This window comes from Streptomyces sp. NPDC127119, from assembly GCF_042677425.1.
GTDB lineage: Bacteria > Actinomycetota > Actinomycetes > Streptomycetales > Streptomycetaceae > Streptomyces.
Genome location: NZ_JBHXTO010000047.1, coordinates 39,056 through 59,605, shown reverse-complemented (window position 1 = coordinate 59,605; position 20,550 = coordinate 39,056). Strand labels below are relative to the sequence as shown.

The window sequence follows — 20,550 nt, the reverse complement described above, 5'->3', positions numbered from 1 at the left end:
GTGGCCCCCCCCGCCGGCACCCACCCGCTGGCCCCGCCCCGCCGGGACCCCGTGAAACCCCGGAAGGACCACGATGATCTCCACCCTCCTGTCCAAGCTGGACGGGCCGGACGGTGACCGCACCCCGCGACTCGCGTACGGCGCCGACTACAACCCCGAGCAGTGGCCTCGCGAGGTGTGGGAGGAGGACATCCGGCTGATGCAGGAGGCCGGTGTCAACCTGGTCTCCGTGGGGATCTTCTCCTGGGCCCGCATCCAGCCGGACCCGGACCAGTGGGACTTCGCCTGGCTCGACGAGGTCATGGACCTCCTGCACGCGGGCGGCATCGGCGTCGACCTGGCCACCGCCACCGCCTCCCCGCCGCCCTGGCTCACCACCGCGCACCCGGAGATCCTTCCGGTGACCGCCTCCGGCGAGACGGTGTGGCCGGGGGCGCGCCAGCACTGGCGGCCCACCTCGCCCGTCTTCCGCGACCACGCGCTGCGCCTGGTACGCACGATGGCCGAGCGGTACGCGAACCACCCGGCACTGGTCGCCTGGCACGTCTCGAACGAGCTGGGCTGCCACAACATCTACGACTTCTCGGACGACGCGGCCCACGCCTTCCGCGACTGGCTGCGCGCCCGCTACACCACCCTGGACGCCCTCAACCACGCCTGGGGCACGGCGTTCTGGTCGCAGCGGTACAGCGACTGGGGTCAGATCCTGCCGCCCCGGCTGGCCGGCTCCCACCCCAATCCCACACAGCAGCTCGACTTCAAGCGCTTCTCCTCCGACGCGCTGAAGGAGTACCTGATCGCGGAGCGGGAGGTGCTGCGGGAGATCACGCCAGGTGTGCCGGTCACCACCAACTTCATGGTGATGGGCAACACCAAGGGCATGAACTACCCGGACTGGGCGGGCGAGATCGACTTCGTCTCCAACGACCACTACGTCCACCCGGGCCCGCAGGACCGCGACGAGCTGTCCTTCTCCGCCAACCTCACCAGCGGGATAGCGGGCGGGCAGCCGTGGTTCCTGATGGAGCACTCCACCAGCGCGGTCAACTGGCAGCCCGTCAACGTGGCCAAGCGGCCGGGCGACCTGGCCCGCGACTCGCTGCTGCACGTCGCGCACGGCGCCGACGCCGTGTGCTTCTTCCAGTGGCGCCAGTCGGCGGCGGGCGCCGAGAAGTACCACTCCGCGATGGTGCCGCACGCCGGTGCCGACAGCGAGGTCTTCCGCGCGGTCGTCGAACTGGGGCAGACCCTCAAGGCGCTGGCACCGGTCGCGGGCTCCGAACGCGAACCGGCCCGCGTGGGCATCGTCTACGACTGGGAGTCCTGGTGGGCGAGCGAGCAGGACTCGCACCCCTCCGCGCTCCTCGACTACCGCCAGGAGGCCCTGGACTGGTACTCGGCGCTGCACACCCTCGGTGTCCGGGCCGACGTCGTGACCACGACGACCGACCTGGACCGGTACGACGTCCTGATCACCCCCGTGCTGCACGTGGTCCCGGCCCCGCTCGCCAAGGAGCTCACCCGGTACGCGGAGGCCGGCGGCCACCTCGTCACCACGTACTTCTCGGGCGTCGTCGACGAGAACGACCACATCTGGCTCGGCGGTCACCCCGGCGCCCTGCGTGAACTGCTCGGTATCCGCATCGAGGAGTTCGGCCCGCTGCTCGACGGTGACTCCGTCGAGCTGGACGGGGACGCCACGGGCACCCTGTGGACCGACCGGATCGACGTCACCGACCCCTCGGTCGACGTGCTGGCCCACTACCGCAGCGGCGCGTACGCCGGGCGGCCCGCCGTCACCCGCCGTGCCGTGGGCCAGGGTTCGGCCGCGTACGTCTCCACCCGGCTCGGTGCCGAAGGGCTCGCCGGGCTGCTGCCCGCGCTGCTCGGCCCGGCCGGCGTCGAGAGCGAACTGCCCGCCGACGCACGGGGATCGGTCGAGTCGACCGTGCGCCGCGGTCCCGACGGCCGCTTCCTCTTCCTCGTCAACCGCACCGACGAGGACGTGGCCCTGACGGGTCTCGCCGGAGAGGTCCTGGTCGGCACCACCGGCACCGGCGGCGGTCTCGTCCTGGGCCCGAGGGGCATCGCCGTACTGCACCAGCCCACCGCATGACCGCACCCGCTCCGCCCTCCCCGCGCCCCTCCCCCGCACCGTTGAAATCCACCGCGCAGCGACCACACCTCAGTTGGGAGCACACGATGGCACGCCGTACCCGCAGCAGACGTCTCCTCGGAGCCGCCGGACTCACCGCGCTGGCCACCGGGGCCGCCCTCACCCTGGCGCCCCCGTCCACCGCGCAGGCCCCGGCGGCGGACATCCCGTCGGTCACCGTCCGGCCCGACCCCTCGTACGAGCAGCAGAAGTTCGAGGGGTGGGGCACCAGCCTCGTCTGGTTCGCCAACGTGACCGGCGGCTATCCGAAGGAGATACGCGAGAGACTCGCGAAGCTTCTCTTCGGGGACGACGGACTGGCGCTGAACATCGCCCGGTACAACATCGGCGGTGGCAACGCCCCGGACGTCAAGGACTATCTGCGGGCCGGCGGTGCGGTGGAGGGCTGGTGGCAGGCTCCGGCGGGCACCACCCGGGAGGACACCGACTGGTGGAGCGCCGACGACCCGGCCGACTGGAACGAGGACGCCGACGCCACCCAGCGCTGGTGGGTCGACCGGATCAAGGACGACATCGACCACTGGGAGACGTTCAGCAACTCCCCGCCGTGGTTCATGACGAAGAGCGGCTACGTGTCGGGCGGCTTCAACGCCGCCGAGGACCAGCTCAGGACGGAGTCGGTCGACGACTTCGCCGCCTACCTCGCGGGCGCGACCAGGCGTCTTGAGAAGGCCGAGGGCATCGAGGTCGACACCGTCGACCCGTTCAACGAGCCCAACACCACCTACTGGAGCACCCGGCTGGGCGCCGACGGCGAGCCCGTCGGCGGCCGTCAGGAAGGGGCGCACATCGGCCCCGAGCTCCAGCAGAAGGTGATCGCCGCCCTGGCGCCCGCGCTGAAGAAGGCGAAGGCCAAGGCGGAGATCTCGGCGATGGACGAGACCAACCCGTCCATCTTCGCGACGAACTGGAACACCTACCCGCAGGAAGTACGGGACCTGGTCGGCCAACTGAACGTCCACACCTACGGAACCGGCCAGCGCACCACCGTACGGGACCTCGCGAAGGCGGCCGACAAACCGCTGTGGCAGAGCGAGGTCGAGGGCGACTGGGGCGACGGGCAGAGCTTCACGGACATGCGGCCGGGCCTGGGCCTCGCCCAGCGCATCGTCGATGATCTGCGCGAACTGGAGCCCAGGGCCTGGGTGTTCTGGCAGCCCGTCGAGGACTACGACAACATGAAGCCGGGCGGCGAGTCCGCCAAGGGCGGCAACTGGGGCAGCATCCAGCTCTCGTTCAGCTGCACCTCCGCGGACACCCTGAAGTCGTGCCCCATCTACACGAACACGAAGTTCGACACGGCCCGCAACTTCACGCACTACATCAAGCCCGGTGACCGGCTGATCAAGACGGACGACACGTCGAGCGCCGCCGCCGTCTCCAAGAAGGGCGACGGAGCGACGGTCGTCCACGTCAACAGCACCACCGAGTCCCGTACGGTCACGGTCGACCTCTCCAAGTTCGGCAAGGTCGGCCGCAACGCCACCGTCACCCCCGTGGTGACCAGCGCCGACGGCAAGCTGGAGAAGCGCAGGGCCGTCGAGGTGAGCGACCGCAGGGCCACCGTCACCGTGCCCGCCCAGTCCGTGACCTCCTTCCTGGTCAAGGGTGTCTCGGGGGTCGCGAAGGACGCCGCCGAACTGCGCAGGGGCCGCTCCTACGAGCTGACCGGCGTCCAGAGCGGCAAGGCCCTCACCGTCGCCGACAACGGCACGGGCCTCGTCATCAGGGGCGCGACGGCCGACGCGCCGGGTCAGCAGTGGAAGCTGCGCCAGATCTCCGGCGACACCGGCAACCGGCAGCGGTACGTGTTCAGCAACCCGGTGGAGGGCAAGCGGCTGGCCGTCCGTGACGGCGCCCCGGTGCTGGAGGCCGACACCGGCCCGCGCGACAGGGCCACCCAGTGGGTCATGTCGTCGACCGGCGACGGCACCTGGACCCTCGTCAACGCGGCCACCGGACGGCTCCTCGAAGTCGGCGGCCAGGCCACGAACGAGGGTGCGGCCGTGACGCTGTGGACACCCAACTCCGGCGCCAACCAGCGCTGGAAGGTCACGGAGGTGGCCAACCCGGCCGCCTAGGGCCTGTCTGTCAGTTCCCGTCTGCCGGGCGACGACGGGAACTGACAGACAGGCCCTAGCCGCCGCGTTGTCCGTGATCCCGTTCCCTACGATGACCCCGTGATCAGTGACACCGCGTCGGAGCCGGGCTTCGCAGCCGGCTCCGACGCCGACGCGCGTACGAAGACCGTGAAGCCGGAACCCGGTGCCTGGGCGGAGCGGTTGCGCCGCTTCGGGTTCGTGGCGCCCCCGCGCACCGACACCCGGGATCTCCTCGTCCCGCCGTTCCCGGAGCCGGGCACCCGCTTGGGCGAAGCCCTCGGTCTCGGCCCGGTGGCGGCCCACCGGCTCGCCAGGGCCATGGGCTGGCTGGGCCCGCTCCTGGTGGCCTCCCTCGCGGGAGCCATCCGCTTCTGGCATCTGGGCCGCCCCCGGCGCCTCGTCTTCGACGAGACGTACTACGCCAAGGACGCGTGGTCACTGCTCCGGCTCGGTTACGAGGGCACCTGGCCGGACCGCAAGGTCGCCGACCCGAAGGTCCTCGCGGACCCCCAGGTGATCCCGCTCTCCGACGCCGGGGCCTTCGTCGCACATCCGCCGCTGGGCAAGTGGGTGATCGCCGTCGGCGAGTGGATGTTCGGCCTCGATCCGTTCGGCTGGCGTTTCATGGTGGCGCTGCTCGGCACGCTGTCGGTGCTGATGCTGTGCCGGACGGGCCGCAGGCTGTTCCGTTCGACGACGCTGGGCTGTCTGGCCGGACTGCTGATGGCCCTGGACGGCCTGCACTTCGTGATGAGCCGCATGGCGCTGCTCGACCTCGTCGTCATGTTCTTCGTGCTGGCGGCGTTCGGGGCCCTGCTCATCGACCGGGACCGGGCGCGGGCCCGGCTCGCGGCGGGTCTGCCCGTGGACGAGGACGGCTTCGCGGGCCCCGACGCGGACACGGCCGAACGGGTCGGCACGGGCGTACGGCCGTGGCGTGTCGCGGCCGGGCTGCTCCTCGGCCTGGCCGCCGCCTGCAAGTGGAACGGCCTCTACTTCCTGGCGTTCTTCATGGCCATGACCCTGCTGTGGGACGTCGGCTCACGCCGCGTCGCCGGGGCCCGTCGGCCGTACCTCGCCGTTCTGCGCAAGGACGCCGGCTGGTCGGTGCTCTCCGTGGTGCCGGTGGCCGTGGCCGGCTATCTCGCCACCTGGACCGGCTGGTTCCTGTCCGACGGCGGCTGGGGGCGGCACTGGGCGGAGGGCCGCGGTGGCCCGTGGTCGTGGATACCGGCCGCCCTGCGCAGCCTGTGGCACTACGAGAGCCGGGTCTACGACTTCAACGTGGGGCTGAGCTCGCCGCACCCGTACGAGTCGAATCCCTGGAGTTGGCTCGTGCAGGGCCGTCCGGTGGCCTACGCGTACGAGACGGACTTCGTCCAGGACGGCTGCCGCACGGCCTCGGGCTGTTCCCAGACGGTCCTCGCGCTGGGCACCCCGCTGCTGTGGTGGTCCGCGTGTCTCGCCCTGCTGTATCTGCTCTTCCGGTGGGCCCTGCGCCGCGACTGGCGGGCGGGGGCAGTCCTGTGCGCGGTGGCCGCCGGCTATCTGCCGTGGTTCCAGTACCAGGACCGTACGATCTTCGCCTTCTACGCGGTCGTCTTCGTGCCGTATCTGTGCCTGGCGGTCGCGATGGCGGCGGGCGCCCTCGTGGGACCGCCGGGGGCGGGCGGCAGACGGCGCACGCTGGGGACGGTCGCCGCGGGCGCCGTGGTGCTGCTGATCGTCTGGAACTTCGTCTACTTCTTCCCCATCTACACGGGTGCGACGATCCCGTACTCCGGCTGGCACTCCAGGATGTGGTTCGACACCTGGATATGACCGGTGGAACATTCGGGCGGTCAGGCGGTCCACGACGCGCGGACCGCACGGCGACAGGAGGTCACCATGCGGTCCGTTCTCATGCTGTGTGCGAGCCTTGGCGGTGACTCGCACCTCACCGCCTGCGGCTCCTGCTCCCCCACCCGGTGCCGACCCCGGCGACGTGGAGCGCCAGCACCGTCAGACCGATGAGCATCACGTTCGTCGAGGTGAAAGTGTCATTGGTCGCGATGTCCGCGGCGTTGATCAGAAACGCGATGAAGAACAGGACTGCAGCTGCTATGCCGAGCACGGATTCTCCTCTTTCCGGTTGCGGGACGGGAGCGGCTCCCGTCCCGCAACTCCTTGTGCCCCCGCCCGGCCGAAACAGACCCGTGAATCAGTGGCGGACAAGCACCCATGAGTCCGTCCGATCGTGGTACTCGCCGATCACACAGGAATCATCAGAGACCACTGCGTTCCGGTTCACCTACCATCCCCACCGGACCCGGACGAGTAGACCCCTCGCCCTCGGGAAGCAGCAGCGGTGGAAGCACAGGATCAGCACAGCCCTGTGGGGAGTGGGCTGGGGAAGGCGCAATGGCGACCGAGCCGCGTTGGGACGACAAACTGCCTTCTGAGGAGATGTACACCCGGACGACCACCTTCCCGGGCGAGCTGCCCAATGTGACGGGCGCACGACTCGCCGCGGAGGAGTTCCTCCTTGCGCTCACACGCCTCTCGCCACCGGCCGCACCCGAGCACTGGGACGACATCCTGCTGGTCGTCACGGAGCTGGCGGCCAATGTGGTGCAGTACGCGCCGGGCCCCTTCGAGCTGCGGCTGCGGCGTACGTTCGACGGCGTGCACGTGACCATGCGGGACACCAGCACCACACCGCCCGCGCCGCGCCCGTTCCATCCCGGCCGGGGTGACGGCGGTGTCGGGTGGCATCTGATCCACACGCTGTGCGACCAGGTGAGCGTGGTGGTGACCGACAAGGGCAAGGACATCCACGTGTTCCTGCCGTGGTGAGGACCGCCGCTCGGCAGGAACCGTCCCAGGACGGCCTCGGACCGGAATCGTCCGGGGCCGTCGGCGTGCCGCGGTCGTCCGCGTCCGTCAGACGAGCGGGACGAGCACGCTGACGGTCTTGCCGCCGCCCGGCCGCAGATCGACGGCGATGTCACGCGCCAGCCGGATGATGACCGGCCAGCCGTAACCGTTGCCGTGGTGCTTGGTCGGCAGGCTTCCCGGGCCGAACGCGGCGGCCGGGACGACGTCGCTGTTGTCGTGCACGGCCAGCCGTACGCCCTGACGTGTGGGCGTCACCTCGAAACCGGCCAGCCCTCCCCCGTGCCGGACGGCGTTCGCGGCCAGCTCCGAGACGACCAGCGAGAGATCGATGAGCGCCGCCTCCGTCGCCGTGCGGTCGGCGTTGTTCCACTGTTCGAGCACCACGCTCCGGGCGTACGCGCGGGCCATCGCCGCGGTCGTGATGGGGGCCGGGGCGGGAGCCGGGGCCGTCGCCGCGGTCGTGGTCACCGCCGCGGTCGTGGCCGGTGCGCCGGCCGGGGCCCATGTCATCGCGTCGGGCGGACTGGCCCCGGCCGCGATGGCGGTCGTGTCGGTTCGGTCCATATGCGTCGTGTCCCTGCACTCCGGTTCTTCGATGCCCGGTGCCGGCCCGGAGCCGTCGAGCGGCTTCACGGACCGGTCACCGTCCCCGGCATCGCCATCACCTGCGCCTCGTCGCGGGGACGAGTGGCTGCGCGGTCGTGATCGGCATCATGGCTGTCTCCTCGCTCCGCGCCCCTACGGAGTCCGCCTTCCCCCTGAATCCCCATCCATTGCAGCGGACGCGTCGCGCCGGCTCAGGTCGTGGTCGCCTGCCGTGGGGGCAGGCTCCGGTAGTAGTGGCCGACACCGGCGAGATAGTCGGGGTCCAGCGTCTCGCGGTCGGTCGTGAACCGGGGCGCTGCCCTGATCTCGTCCTCGGTGCACGCCACCTTGATCTCCTGGGCCTCCGGGTCGATGGAGGTGACCAGGCCCACGGGGACCAGGACGCTTCTGCCGAACAACCAGCCGCCGGTGTCGACGATCAGATGCCGCATCCCGGATTCGTCCACCTGCCGGTCCACGTGCCCGAAGGTCCCGTCGGACGCGGCGACCGTGAACCCCGTGAGCAGCAGTCCCTCCGCGTATCCGCTGGCCGGTGTGTACGACCAGATTCTGTCGGTGGTCACGTCGCTGCTTCCTTCCCATGGTCGAGTTGCGAACGGAACACCGCGGCCGGTGTGCGCCGGCCGCCGTCCTCCTGTGGCAGCCAATACCCTGCCGCCCGGACCCCATTCCCAGCGGTTTCCGCGCAGCGGCCCGATCGGGCCCGCACCGGCCGTCCACCGCACGGATCCGCGAACGTCCGTGCGAAGGCCTGCACAGGGAAAAGCGTGCCGCCTTCGAAAAGAGCAGGCGTACCCCCGGGAAAGCAGGGAACCAGAAGTCCTGGAGGTTGATAACAATGGTTCCCATCATTCTTGTTCTTCTGCTCGCCCTTCTTCTTTTCGGTGCGGGTTTCGCGCTCAAGGCGCTGTGGTGGATCGCGGTCGTCGTGCTGGTCGTCTGGCTGCTCGGTTTCGTCGTGCGGCCCACCTCCGGTGGCCGCCGTGGACGCTGGTACCGCTGGTAGGAGGGCCGTGAGCCTTCAGACACCGGCTGTCGCCCCCACCACTCCGCACCATGAATTCCCAGGGAGGAATGAGGAATGACGTCGTCTCGAACTGAACCCAAGTACACCGTCCCCGGACTCAGCGTCCAGGACGGCGGGAGGGTTATCGAACTGCTCCGGCTGCGGCTGCACGCACTCAATGACCTCTCGCTCACACTGAAGCACATTCACTGGAATGTGGTCGGCCCGCATTTCATCGCCATTCACGAAATGCTCGACCCTCAGGTCGACCGGGTCCGCGTCATGGCCGACGACACCGCCGAGCGGGTCTCGGCGCTGGGCGGGGTGCCCCTGGGGACACCCGGCGCCCTCGTCGCCGAGCGGACCTGGGACGACTACGACGTCGGGCGAGCGGACGCGATCGCCCATCTCGGCGCCCTCGACCTGGTCTACACGGGCATCGTCGAGAGCCATCGCGCGGCACTGGCCGAGGTCGGTAAGTTCGACCCGGTGACGGAGGACCTGCTCATCGAGCAGCTGCGTTCCCTCGAACAGTTCCAGTGGTTCGTGCGCGCGCATCTCGAGAGCTCCGGTGGTGACCTCGCCACGGCGGGCGCCCGCACCGAGACCGAGGCCGCGCGCTCGGCACACGAGGACGGGGCCCGGTAGCGGGGCCCGCGACGCGAAGGGGCCCGGATCCGTTGCGGATCCGGGCCCCTTCGCGTGCTTGCGCGTGCTTGGGATGCTTGCGTGTGCTTCAGACGCGTGAGACGTAGCTGCGGATCGTGGTGCCGGTGTCGTCGGTGTGCAGGCGCACCAGGTCCGAGAGGTAGTGCACGAGCAGCAGGCCCCGACCGCCGATCTGGCCGGGGTGCGCGGGACGACGGCCCGCGAGCGGGTCGGCCAGCCGGCCGAAGTCCTGTACCTGGCAGACGATCTGCTCGTTCTCCGCCCACAGGCACAGCGTCCCCGTGCCACCCGCGTGCACCACACTGTTCGTGGTCAGTTCGGCGACGACCAGGGCCAGATCCTGCAGCCGGTCCGCGCTCATCCCCCGCTTCCGCGCCTGAGCGAGTGCGAAGTCACGGGCGGCGGGCAGTGCGTCCGCGTCGTAGCGGAAGGTCTCCGCGCCGGGCCGGGGGGACAGCGGTTCGTTGCAGCGCGCGAGCACCTTTTCGGGGTCGTACGTCTCACTGGGCCACTCACGTCCCCCGGTGATGAGGACGGGGTGGGTGGCGTGGGCGTCGTCGAGCACGTCCTGCGGCAGGGAACGGGCGTCGTACGGGCACAGGATGGTCACTTCCCGGCCGCTGAACGCCTCGTTGATGAGGGCCTCGTGCTGGATGCAGGCGGGGTACTCCACGGGGGTGCGGCCGGGCCAGATCGGCTCGCCGATGATACGGACGCGGACGCCCGGCCGGGCATCGGCGAAGGCTCGCAGGACCGAGGGGATGATGCGGCCGGGGTTGCGGCCGGCCAGGGTCATGTCGACGAGGTGCACGGTCTCCGCCACCGGGCCCAGTGCCGCCGTGATCAGTTCGAGCCGCGCGGCGGGGGCGGCCACCGCCACGGGCTCCTTGGCCGCGAGCCCTTCCCGGATGAAGGGAACCGTGCCCGCCAGGTACTCCTGGTCGTCGCGGTAGAAGAGCGCGGGGTGCCCGAAGGGCGCGCCGGTCGTCGGCTCGGTGGCCGTCGTCGTCACGTCGGCGCTCCTGTCGGGGGCAGCGCGGCCCGGTCCTTCCGGCGGCTCGGCCGCGGGGTCCGGACGGGGTGGGCGGCGAGCGCCGGGTGTGCCGCCTGCCGGACGGTTCGCGTCGGTCGGCCGTCGTCCGACGGTCGCATCGACGACGAGCTGTCCGTGCTGTCCCTCAGGTCCACCGGTCTCACCCCGGGGCCCACCCTACGCCGTCGCACGGACGTTCCCTCGTCACTCGGGTGTTCCCCGGGCACACGGCGGGCCGGCCGCACCCGTGTGCGACCGGCCCGAAGAGGCGCTACGCGACGGCCTCGCCCGTGTCATGGGGCTCGGTGGCCCCGGGCCCGGTGGGCCGCAGGGGGATCGGCGCCACGGGTCCCTGCGCGGCGGCGATGTGGCTGCGCGCCTTCCTCAGAGCCAGGTTCACGTCACGGGTGCCGGTCGAGACGCAGAGGGTGTAGGCGAGGTCCTGCGCCCGCCGGTCCGCCTTCACCGCGCCGCTCCCGGCCTGCCGCGCCACGAGTGCCTCGTACTCCCCCACGAGCTTGCGCAGGGTCCCGGGATCGGGCATCAGCATCCGGTTCGCTCCCTGATCACCCGGTCTCGGGTCCACCGCGGGCTCGGGACTGCCGGGCGGGGCGCCGCGTCCGCCGCCGTGACCGTCGTGCCGCGTCACGCGGCACCCGTCCTGCCGTCGGCGCCCCCGCGGCCGGGGCGGGCCTGGGCGCCCAGCGCCTCGTCCCTCACCCGTGCGCAGCTGCGGGTGATGAGCCGTGAGACGTGCATCTGGGAGATGCCGAGCTGGTCGGCTATGCGGTTCTGCGTCATGTCCTCGAAGAAGCGCATGTACAGGATGTTCCGCTCGCGCTCCGGCAGCCGCCGCAGTCCCTCCTTCGCGGCCTCACGGTCGACGACCATGTCGTACGAGGAGTCGAGATCGCCCAGGGTGTCCGCGAGGCTGTAGTTGTCGTCGGCGGACGACAGTTCGGCGTCCAGGGACAGGGTACTGAAGCTCTCCATCGCCTCCATCCCCGCGCCGACCTCGTCCTCCGTCAGCCCGGCGTGCGCCGCGATCTCGGCCGTCGTCGGCTCGGGCGCACCGGGGTTCATCGTGAGATCGCGCCGGGCGACCCGTACCTTGTTGCGCAGTTCCTGGACCCGGCGCGGCACCCTCAGTGCCCACATGCGGTCCCGGAAGTGCCGTTTCACCTCACCGGTGATGGTGGGCACCGCGTAGCTCTCGAAGGCCCCGCGGGAGGGGTCGAACCGGTCTATCGCCTTCACCAGGCCGACGGCCGCGACCTGGCGCAGGTCCTCTATGTTCTCGCCCCGGTCGCGGAACCGGCCGGCGATGCGGTGGGCCATGGGCAGCCAGGCCTTCGCCAACTCGTCGCGGACCGCGTCCCGCTCGGGTCCCTCCTCCAGGGCGGCCAGCCGGGCGAAGTCGGTCGCCGAGTCAGGAGCGTCGTCGTGCGGGTGCCTCGTGGCAGCGGTCCGGGCCGAGGGACCCGACGCGGTGGTCGCCGCTGTGGACATGGACCGCGCCTCGGCAGGTACGGACTCCTCCGGGCTGTTTATCGACAAGTCGATGCTCATGCGGATTCGCTCCTGAACAGGTGGCGTGCGAGGGATTGCCGCAGGGACGATGACTTCCGGGGATGCCGGAGGGCCACCGCAGTCGGCTCAGCCGTTCCCGCGGGCGTGCCTCCGGTCCGAAGCACGAAATTCCGCTTGCCCCTGCCTGCGGGGAAGAAACACCCGGTCTCGAAATCGACGCTGCCGTGAGCGTCCGTCACAGTGCCGTGGGAAACGCCGTTCCGCACACGGGACGGCCCGCGGCCCACCCGTACGTACCGTCGACGGCCGGCCCGTGCGAGAGTTCTCCGACGAGGACCGACCATGTCGGAGCGTCGACTTCTGGCCAGATCCTCGGTGGTCCTGATCTCTTTCCGTATTGGGTGGCATGAGCCGCGAGAAGCAGGGCACACGGCGTATGTCATCAACATCGACGGTGAGTGGGGTGGGCAGCATGGCAGCCGTGACGGCAGGCGGGGCAACGGCCACGGCGCAGGGGACCAGGACGACGCAGGAGGCGGAACTTCCTCTCATCGAGGACCCGTCGCGCGTCAGGCCGAAGGACGCGCGGGAGTTGTCGCGGCAGTTCTTCGACCGTCTGGCCGTCCTGGAGGAAGGCACCCAGGAATACCAGTACGCCCGCAACACCCTGATCGAGATGAACCTCTCCCTCGTCCGGTACGCGGCCTCCAGGTTCCGCGGCCGGGGCGACTCGATGGAGGACATCGTCCAGGTCGGCACCATCGGGCTGATCAAGGCCATCGACCGGTTCGAGCTGTCGCGCGAGGTGGAGTTCACCTCCTTCGCCGTTCCCTACATCGTCGGCGAGATCAAGCGCTTCTTCCGTGACACGAGCTGGGCCGTCCATGTGCCGCGGCGTCTGCAGGAGGCGCGGGTCGAGCTGGCGAAGGCCACGGAGGAACTGCGGACCCGGCTGGGCCGTGCCCCCACGACCGCCGAGCTGTCCCACCTCATGTCGCTGCCCGAGGCGGAGGTCATCGAGGCCCGCAAGGCGGCGAACTGCTACAACTCCTCGTCGCTCGACGCGGCTCTGACCTCCGACAGCGGCTCGCACGGCGAGTCCGTCCTGGCGGACTTCATCGGCGAGGACGACCGGTCGCTCGAACTGGTGGAGGACCTGAACTCGCTGGCGCCGCTGGTCGCCGAGCTCGACGAGCGTGAGCGCCGCATCATCCACCTGCGGTTCGTCGAGGAGCGCACCCAGGCCGAGATCGGCGAACTGCTCGGTATCTCCCAGATGCACGTGTCGCGCCTGATCAGCCGCATCATCAAGCGGCTCCGCGCCGGGCTGCTCGACCCGTCGGTGGCCTGACGCCCCCAAGTCCACCCCTGACCGGCATCCCCCCGCCGGTGACAGAGCCCGCCGCCGCGGTTCCCACGAGCCCCCGCTCGCCGGACCGTGACGGCGGGCTCTGTCGTGCGGCCGACCGGTCGCGGGGCCACCGGGCGAGACCCGCCGATCATGAGACCCGCCCGGTCGGGAAGCCCGCCGTTCGAGGCCGGCGATCCGTCGGATCAGGGCTCCCGCGTCACCCTCGCCACAGCGCCCTCACGCCTCCCGGACACCCCTCTGGCCTCGGCTTGTCCCCGCCTTGGTCCCGCCCTGTCCTCGGCTTGGCGATTTTGGCACCACACTTTGTTCACAACCTCACTTACGGGTTAGCCTGCGGCGTATTTCCTCGTCGGGCGGTCCCGTGCAACAGGATGTCCGTCGAGGATGTGGTCCGGCAGTGGGCCTGTAGTTCCGAGTCCCTTTCGCACAGGTTGCACAGGGACCTAAGAGGCATGGAACGAGGGTGCGCATGACCAGCCAGACGACCGAAACAGTCGACCGCACGCCGGGCGACCAGGAGCTGCGACAGCTGCTGGCCGGCCTCACGGCCGTACGGGACGGCGACTTCGGGACCCGTCTGCCGGACGACGGGGACGGCCTTCTGCGCGACATCGCCACCGTCTTCAACGGCATGGTCGACCAGCTGTCCGTGTTCACGTCCGAGGTCACCCGCGTCGCGCGCGAGGTCGGCACCGAAGGCACCCTCGGCGGCCAGGCGGAGGTGCCGGGCGTCTCCGGGACCTGGGCCGATCTCACCGACTCGGTCAACGCGATGTCGGGCAACCTCACCACCCAGGTGCGTGACATCGCCCAGGTGGCCACCGCGGTGGCCAAGGGCGACCTGTCGCAGAAGATCGACGTGCCGGCGCGGGGCGAGATCCTCCAGCTCAAGGAGACCGTCAACACGATGGTCGACCAGCTGTCCGCGTTCGCCGACGAGGTCACCCGCGTGGCCCGCGAGGTCGGCAGCGAGGGACGGCTCGGCGGTCAGGCCCAGGTGCCCGGCGTCGGCGGTGTCTGGCGCGACCTCACCGACTCGGTCAACCTCATGGCGGGCAACCTCACCGCGCAGGTCCGCAACGTCGCCCAGGTGGCGACCGCGGTGGCCAGGGGCGACCTGTCCCAGAAGATCACCGTGGACGCCCGCGGCGAGATCCTCGCCCTGAAGGAGACCCTCAACACGATGGTGGACCAACTGTCCGCCTTCGCCGACGAGGTGACCAGGGTGGCCCGTGAGGTCGGCACCGCGGGCAACCTGGGCGGACAGGCCACCGTCCGCGGGGTCTCGGGAACCTGGAAGGACCTCACGGACAACGTCAACGTGATGGCGTCGAACCTGACGGGCCAGGTCCGCTCGATCGCCCAGGTCGCCACGGCCGTCGCCCGCGGCGACCTCAGCCAGAAGATCACCGTCGAGGCCAAGGGCGAGGTCGCCGCCCTCGCGGACGTCATCAACACGATGGTCGACACGCTGTCCGCGTTCGCCGACGAGGTCACCCGTGTCGCCCGCGAGGTCGGCACCGAGGGACGCCTCGGCGGCCAGGCCCAGGTGCCGAACGTGGCGGGCACCTGGAAGGACCTCACCGACAACGTCAACTCGATGGCCAACAACCTCACCGGCCAGGTGCGCAACATCGCCCTGGTGACGACGGCGGTGGCCAAGGGCGACCTGTCCAAGAAGATCGACGTCGACGCCCGCGGCGAGATCCTCGAACTCAAGACCACCATCAACACGATGGTCGACCAGCTCTCCGCCTTCGCCGCGGAGGTCACCCGCGTCGCCCGCGAGGTCGGCAGCGAGGGACGCCTCGGCGGCCAGGCCGAGGTGGAGGGCGTGTCCGGCACCTGGAAGCGCCTGACGGAGAACGTCAACGAACTCGCGGGCAACCTGACCCGGCAGGTCCGTGCGATCGCCGAGGTCACCAGTGCCGTCGCCGAGGGCGATCTGACCCGCTCGATCACCGTCGAGGCCTCGGGCGAGGTCGCCGAGCTCAAGGACAACATCAACTCCATGGTGGAGTCGCTGCGCGAGACCACGCGGGCCAACCAGGAGCAGGACTGGCTCAAGACCAACCTGGCACGGGCCTCCGGCCTCATGCAGGGCCACCGGGACCTGTCCGTGGTCGCCGAGCTCATCATGGACGAGCTCGCGCCCCTCGCCTCCGCCCAGTACGGCGCGTTCTACCTCGCGGAGGAGACCGGGAACGGCAGCGAACTGCGGCTCGTCGGCTCGTACGGATATCCCGACGAGGACGACCGGCCCGACCGCATCCCCTTCGGGCGCTCGCTGGTCGGCCAGGCCGCGCGCAGCCGGCGCGCCATCACCGTCGACGAGCTGCCGCCGAACTACGTGTCGATCTCCTCGGGGCTCGGCCGGACGGTGCCGACCGCCCTGGTGGTGCTGCCCATCATGGTCGAGGACCAGGTGCTCGGCGTCATCGAGCTGGCCTCGGTCACCCGCTTCACCCAGATCCACCTGGACTTCCTGGGACAGCTGATGGAGACCATCGGCGTCAACGTCAACACCATCGTGGCCAACGCCCGTACCGATGAACTGCTCGACGAGTCCCAGCGGCTGACCGCCGAACTGCAGGCCCGCTCCGAGGAGTTGCAGGTCCAGCAGGACGAGCTGCAGCGCTCGAACGAGGAGCTGGAGGACAAGGCGTCCCTGCTGGCCGCGCAGAACAGCGACATCGAGGCGAAGAACCTGCAGATCGAGCAGGCGCGCCAGGAGCTGGAGACCCGGGCGCAGCAGCTGTCGCTGGCCTCCAAGTACAAGTCGGAGTTCCTGGCGAACATGAGCCACGAACTGCGGACCCCGCTCAACAGCCTCCTGATCCTCGCCCAGCTGCTGGCACAGAACCCGTCCCGCAACCTCACGCCGAAGCAGGTCGAGTACGCGGGCATCATCCACTCGGCGGGCTCCGACCTGCTCCAGCTGATCAACGACATCCTCGACCTGTCGAAGGTCGAGGCCGGGAAGATGGACGTCAGCCCCGAGGTCGTGCCGCTGCGCCAGCTCCTGGAGTACGTCGAGGCGACCTTCCGGCCGATGACGACCCAGAAGAGCCTCGACTTCACCGTGCGGACCGCGCCCGGCGCACCCGCCGACCTGCTCACCGACGACTCCCGGCTGCGCCAGGTCCTGCGCAACCTGCTGTCGAACGCGGTCAAGTTCACCGAGCACGGCGGTGTCGAGCTGCGGATCGAACCGGCGGCCGACCACGAGGTGCCCACCGGGGTGTTCCGCGGCGGCACCATCGTCGCCTTCCGGGTGCAGGACACGGGGATCGGTATCCCCGAGCAGCATCTGGAGACGATCTTCGGCGCCTTCCAGCAGGCGGACGGCACCACGAGCCGCAAGTACGGTGGCACCGGTCTCGGCCTGTCCATCACCCGCGAGATCGCCCATCTGCTCGGCGGCGCCGTGACCGTGGACAGCACGCCGGGCCAGGGCAGTACGTTCACGCTGTTCCTGCCCGTGGCGCGCCCCGACTACGAGAACCTGGTCATCGGCGAGCGGGCCCTGGAGCTGCCGCCGGGCACGTCCTCCGCCGAGGAAGCAGCAGCCGACGCGCCGGTCCCGGGCCCGGTGACGCCGGCCAAGCGACAGCGGCGCCGGCTGCTCGTCGTCGAGGAGCGGCAGCGCGGACTGCTGACCCTTGTCGCGGAGAGCGCGGTCTCGGACGTCACCCGCGGCCAGGACGCCGGTGACCCGCGCGGCACGGTCGACGTCATCACCGCCTCCGGAGCGCACGAGGCGGCGAGCGCGCTGGCCGCGGGTCCCTGCCACTGCGTCGTGCTCGAACTCGGCATGCCCGGCGGTGAGGCGCCCCGCTTCCTGGACGCGATGCAGGGCGACTCGGCGCTCGCGAACGTTCCGGTGCTCGTCCACAGCGGCCACCGCGCGGACCTGGCGCAGGAGCAGGAGCTCCAGGCCCGCTCCGGCACCCGTGCCCTGGAGTTCCTGTCGAGTCTCGACGAACTGCGCGAGCGCATCGCGCTCCACCTCTCCGCCGAGGAACTGGGGGACGTGCCGTCCCTGGCCCGCGCGGAGGAGCCGCAGTCCAGCTCGCCCCGGGCGATCGAGGACGCCTTCCTCGGCCGGACGGTCCTGGTGGTCGACGACGACGCGCGCAACCTCTTCGCGCTGAGCGGGATCCTCGAACTCCATGGATTCCACGTCCTGCACGCGGACAACGGCCGCAAGGGCATCGAGACGCTGGTCAACCACCCCGACATCGCCCTCGTCCTGATGGACGTGATGATGCCGGAGATGGACGGCTACGCCGCCACGGCCGAGATCCGCAAGATGCCCCGGTACGCGGGGCTTCCCATCATCGCCGTCACGGCGAAGGCGATGCCCGGCGACCGCGAGAAGTCACTCGCTTCCGGAGCCAGTGACTACGTCACCAAGCCGGTCGACACCGAGGACCTCATCGCGTGCGTCCGCCGTTGGCTGCCTGCGTGAGCGACCGCGCCCGGCCGTGTGCGCGCGCCGGCCGGGCGCAGGTCCCCGCGAACCGCCCCCATGGGCATCCCCGCCGAGGAGCAAGCGCACCATGAGCCTTCCAGAAGAACACCCTGATCCAGCAGACGAGACCGGCGCCGACGCCGTCGACGACGCGAACGCAACCGTTGACGCGGACGAAGACGCGGACACGGACGTACGCGCGGACGTTGGCGTACGGGCCGACGTGGACGTACGGGCCGACGAGCGGAGCGCCCTCACCACCAGCTACCCCGTGGGCAAGCTGGCCGCGACGGTGGAGCGGCTGCGCCGTGAGGTGCGGGCGGCACAGGCCGAGGCCGACGGGCGCGCCCTGATCGAACTCGCCAAGGGCATCCTGGTCGAGCGGCTGGGCTGCGGTCCCGCCCAGGCCGCCCGCCAGCTCGCCGAGCTGGCCGAGCAGGCGAAGGTGGCCCCCCTCGAACTCGCCGTCGACGTCATCAACCAGTCCGCCCGCGACCGCCTCTCGGACGTGACCAGCGCCTTCCTGGCCGGCGCGAAGGGCAACGAGGGCCCGGCCCCGGATCTGAGGGAGAGGGTGCGCTCCGCCGCGGTACGGCTGCGGGAGGCCGAGAGCGGTGCGCTGGCAGCCCCCGACACACAGGCCGTCGCCGACTCCCTCTTCCATCACGCGCTGACCCCGCTGGGCGCGGTGGCCGTGGCCATCTGGACCGCGGGGACCGACGGTTCGCTGACGCTCGCGGGCAGCGCCGGGTTCTCCCCCGCGGAGGCCGGCCGCTGGCGCTATGTGCCCCCGGGCGTGGTGACGGTGGCCCGTACAAGTCTCTCCGAGCGCACCGGGCAGTGGATCGGCTCCCTCGCGGAGACCGGTCTTCCTTCCATCGGCCAGCACCACTTCCCCGACGGAGGGAGAGCCGCCCTGCCCGCCGGCACCGGCGGGCGGGTCCACGGGGTCCTCGAAGTCGTCTGGCCCACTCCCCTGGAACCGCAGTCGCCCCAGGTGATCCGCCAGGTCGAGGCGCTGGCGGAACTGTGCGCCCACACCCTGGAGACGTACGCGTTCGTGCACGGCGGCGAGACCGCCAGTGAACCCCGTGTCCTGCCGGACGCCGCCGAACTGGTGGACCTGGCCGACGGGCTGCACGATCCCGCGCTGGTCCTCGTCCCGTACCTGGACGACGGGCAGCTCGTCGACTTCCACATCCATCACGTCAACAGCCGTTTCCTGGACCCGGCCGGACGCCCGCGCGGCCTCGTCAGCGGCGCCCTGCTCCTTGAGGCCTACCCGATGGCCGCCGGGGAGAGCGAACTCTTCCAGCGGGTCGAGCGCGTCTACGCCACCGGGGAGCCGTTCCGCGCCCGGCGCATGAACCTCACGGCCCTCGTCGACCAGGTGACGCTGGCGTCCGTGGCCGACATCAGCATCAGCCGCCACGGCAACAGCGTGCTGCTGATCTGGCGCGTCGAGGACGAGACGGCACGGCTGGCGAGCCTGCTCCAGCACGCCCAGCGCCTGGGCCGCATCGGCGGCTTCGAGGAGAACCTGCTCACGGGCGAGATCACCTGGAACGGCCAGCTCTTCAGCCTGTACGGCAGATCCCCGTCGAGCGGCCCGGTGCCGCTGGAGGAGCTGGCCCTGCACGCCCACCCGGACGACGCCGTCGCCATCGGCCGGTTCCTGCGCACCCTGCTCCACCACCGCCGTCCGGCGGCGGCGGCCTTCCGGCTCCAGCGTCCCGACGAGGTGACCCGCCACATCCGGGTGGTGGCGGAGCCGGTGCTCGACGCCGACGGTCGGCCGTTCGTCCTGCGCGGCGCCTATCAGGACATCTCCGCCCAGCACTGGACGGAGGTCGCGCTGGCCGCCACGCGCGACCAGCTCGCGCACTCCGAGCAGCAGGCGACCGAACGCAACCGGCTGACGCTGCAGCTGCAGCACGCCATCATGCCCCCGACCCATGCCCCGCTGCAGGCACCCCGGCTCGACGTGGCCGTCCGCTACCGGCCCGCCGAGACCGAACAGCTCGTGGGCGGCGACTGGTACGACGCGGTCGTCCTGCCGTCCGGTCTGGTGCTGCTGTGCGTGGGTGACGTGGCCGGGCACGGCATAGAGGCCGCGACGAGCATGGTCGTGCTGCGCAACGCCCTGCGCGGGCTCGCGGTGACCGGGGCGGGCCCGGGCCAGCTGCTGACGTGGCTCAACAGCGTGGCGCACCATCTGTCGGGGTCCGTCACGGCCACCGCGGTCTGCGGCATCTACGACCCGGACACGCGTACGTTGCGCTGGGCCAGGGCAGGTCATCTGCCCCCCGTACTGGTACGGGACGCCGAAGCGGTGTCCCTGCCCCTCCTCAAGGGCCTGCTGCTGGGCGCCGTGCCCGATGTCGCGTACGGCGAGGACGAGGTGCAACTGGCGGTCGACGACACGCTGCTGATGTACACGGACGGCCTGATCGAGCGGCGGGACCGCACGATGGAGGAGTCCATGACCCAGCTGCTCACCACGGTCCGTACGGCGCCGTGCACGCTCGACCAGCAGCTGGACCGGCTCCTCACGTACAGCAGATCGGACACCGACGACGACACCTGCATCGTGGGCATCCGCGTCTCGTAGGACGGGTCGGCGAAGTCCCTTCGCCGACCATGAACGAAAAGGTCCGCATGCGGGGGCGAAGCCGGGGTAGACGCGCGGGCATGCGCGACGAGAG

At 70.7% G+C, this 20,550-nt stretch carries 15 protein-coding genes; 9 read left to right on the top strand and 6 right to left on the bottom strand.

All coding sequences use genetic code 11. The features are described from left to right. Positions 1-73 precede the first annotated feature (73 nt). The 3 genes from ACFVH5_RS21295 (at position 74) to ACFVH5_RS21285 (ending at position 6,099) form a co-directional block, all read left to right on the top strand. Positions 74-2,116, top strand: coding sequence for a beta-galactosidase (locus tag ACFVH5_RS21295; RefSeq protein WP_385835197.1), 2,043 nt, complete (start codon positions 74-76; stop codon positions 2,114-2,116). A gap of 86 nt (positions 2,117-2,202) precedes the next feature. Next, positions 2,203-4,257 carry an RICIN domain-containing protein gene (locus ACFVH5_RS21290; protein WP_385835196.1) on the top strand — a complete coding sequence of 685 codons (2,055 nt, stop codon included), beginning with the start codon at positions 2,203-2,205 and terminating at the stop codon, positions 4,255-4,257. Positions 4,258-4,356: 99 nt separating this feature from the next. Beyond that, positions 4,357-6,099 carry a dolichyl-phosphate-mannose--protein mannosyltransferase gene (locus tag ACFVH5_RS21285; RefSeq protein ID WP_385835195.1) on the top strand — a complete coding sequence of 581 codons (1,743 nt, stop codon included), beginning with the start codon at positions 4,357-4,359 and terminating at the stop codon, positions 6,097-6,099. 115 nt (positions 6,100-6,214) lie between these two features. Here ACFVH5_RS21285 and ACFVH5_RS21280 read toward each other — a convergent pair whose 3' ends face one another. Next, positions 6,215-6,391 (bottom strand): hypothetical protein, encoded by a 177-nt coding sequence (locus ACFVH5_RS21280; RefSeq protein ID WP_210893339.1) that lies wholly within the window; start codon positions 6,389-6,391, stop codon positions 6,215-6,217. A 287-nt stretch (positions 6,392-6,678) separates the two neighbouring features. On the opposite strand from ACFVH5_RS21280, the gene ACFVH5_RS21275 reads away from it, so the two are divergent. Then, a complete protein-coding gene (locus tag ACFVH5_RS21275) occupies positions 6,679-7,113 on the top strand; it encodes an ATP-binding protein (protein ID WP_385835194.1) in 435 nt (144 codons plus the stop codon). 87 nt (positions 7,114-7,200) lie between these two features. Here ACFVH5_RS21275 and ACFVH5_RS21270 read toward each other — a convergent pair whose 3' ends face one another. Next, positions 7,201-7,719, bottom strand: coding sequence for an ATP-binding protein (locus ACFVH5_RS21270; protein ID WP_385835193.1), 519 nt, complete (start codon positions 7,717-7,719; stop codon positions 7,201-7,203). Between the two features lie 233 nt (positions 7,720-7,952). Continuing rightward, complete coding sequence (locus ACFVH5_RS21265) at positions 7,953-8,324, bottom strand: PRC-barrel domain containing protein (protein WP_385835192.1); 372 nt, start codon at positions 8,322-8,324, stop codon at positions 7,953-7,955. A 275-nt stretch (positions 8,325-8,599) separates the two neighbouring features. Between ACFVH5_RS21265 and ACFVH5_RS21260 the strand changes: the two genes are divergently transcribed. Both ACFVH5_RS21260 and ACFVH5_RS21255 read left to right on the top strand, forming a co-directional pair. Beyond that, positions 8,600-8,767: a DUF5670 family protein gene (locus ACFVH5_RS21260; protein WP_385835191.1), complete on the top strand. Its 168-nt coding sequence runs from the start codon at positions 8,600-8,602 to the stop codon at positions 8,765-8,767. Between the two features lie 75 nt (positions 8,768-8,842). Continuing rightward, entirely contained in the window at positions 8,843-9,415 is a 573-nt protein-coding gene (locus ACFVH5_RS21255; protein WP_384808306.1) for a Dps family protein, read from the top strand. Positions 9,416-9,503: 88 nt separating this feature from the next. Here the strand turns inward: ACFVH5_RS21255 and ACFVH5_RS21250 are convergent, their stop codons facing one another. From ACFVH5_RS21250 to ACFVH5_RS21240, 3 genes are all read right to left on the bottom strand, one after another. Next, a complete protein-coding gene (locus ACFVH5_RS21250; RefSeq protein ID WP_385835190.1) occupies positions 9,504-10,448 on the bottom strand; it encodes an anti-sigma factor RsbA family regulatory protein in 945 nt (314 codons plus the stop codon). A gap of 292 nt (positions 10,449-10,740) precedes the next feature. Continuing rightward, a complete protein-coding gene (locus tag ACFVH5_RS21245; protein ID WP_385835189.1) occupies positions 10,741-11,019 on the bottom strand; it encodes a DUF5133 domain-containing protein in 279 nt (92 codons plus the stop codon). 95 nt (positions 11,020-11,114) lie between these two features. After that, positions 11,115-11,978, bottom strand: a complete 864-nt coding sequence (locus ACFVH5_RS21240) for a SigB/SigF/SigG family RNA polymerase sigma factor (protein WP_385835201.1) — start codon at positions 11,976-11,978, stop codon at positions 11,115-11,117. 493 nt (positions 11,979-12,471) lie between these two features. Here ACFVH5_RS21240 and ACFVH5_RS21235 point away from each other — a divergent pair, with 493 nt between their 5' ends. The 3 genes from ACFVH5_RS21235 to ACFVH5_RS21225 all read left to right on the top strand — a co-directional run bounded on the left by ACFVH5_RS21235 (position 12,472) and on the right by ACFVH5_RS21225 (position 20,456). Beyond that, positions 12,472-13,350: an RNA polymerase sigma factor SigF gene (locus ACFVH5_RS21235; RefSeq protein ID WP_385835188.1), complete on the top strand. Its 879-nt coding sequence runs from the start codon at positions 12,472-12,474 to the stop codon at positions 13,348-13,350. Positions 13,351-13,840: 490 nt separating this feature from the next. After that, positions 13,841-17,842 carry a HAMP domain-containing protein gene (locus tag ACFVH5_RS21230; RefSeq protein WP_385835187.1) on the top strand — a complete coding sequence of 1,334 codons (4,002 nt, stop codon included), beginning with the start codon at positions 13,841-13,843 and terminating at the stop codon, positions 17,840-17,842. Positions 17,843-17,933: 91 nt separating this feature from the next. Then, positions 17,934-20,456: a SpoIIE family protein phosphatase gene (locus tag ACFVH5_RS21225; RefSeq protein ID WP_385835186.1), complete on the top strand. Its 2,523-nt coding sequence runs from the start codon at positions 17,934-17,936 to the stop codon at positions 20,454-20,456. Positions 20,457-20,550 lie beyond the last annotated feature (94 nt).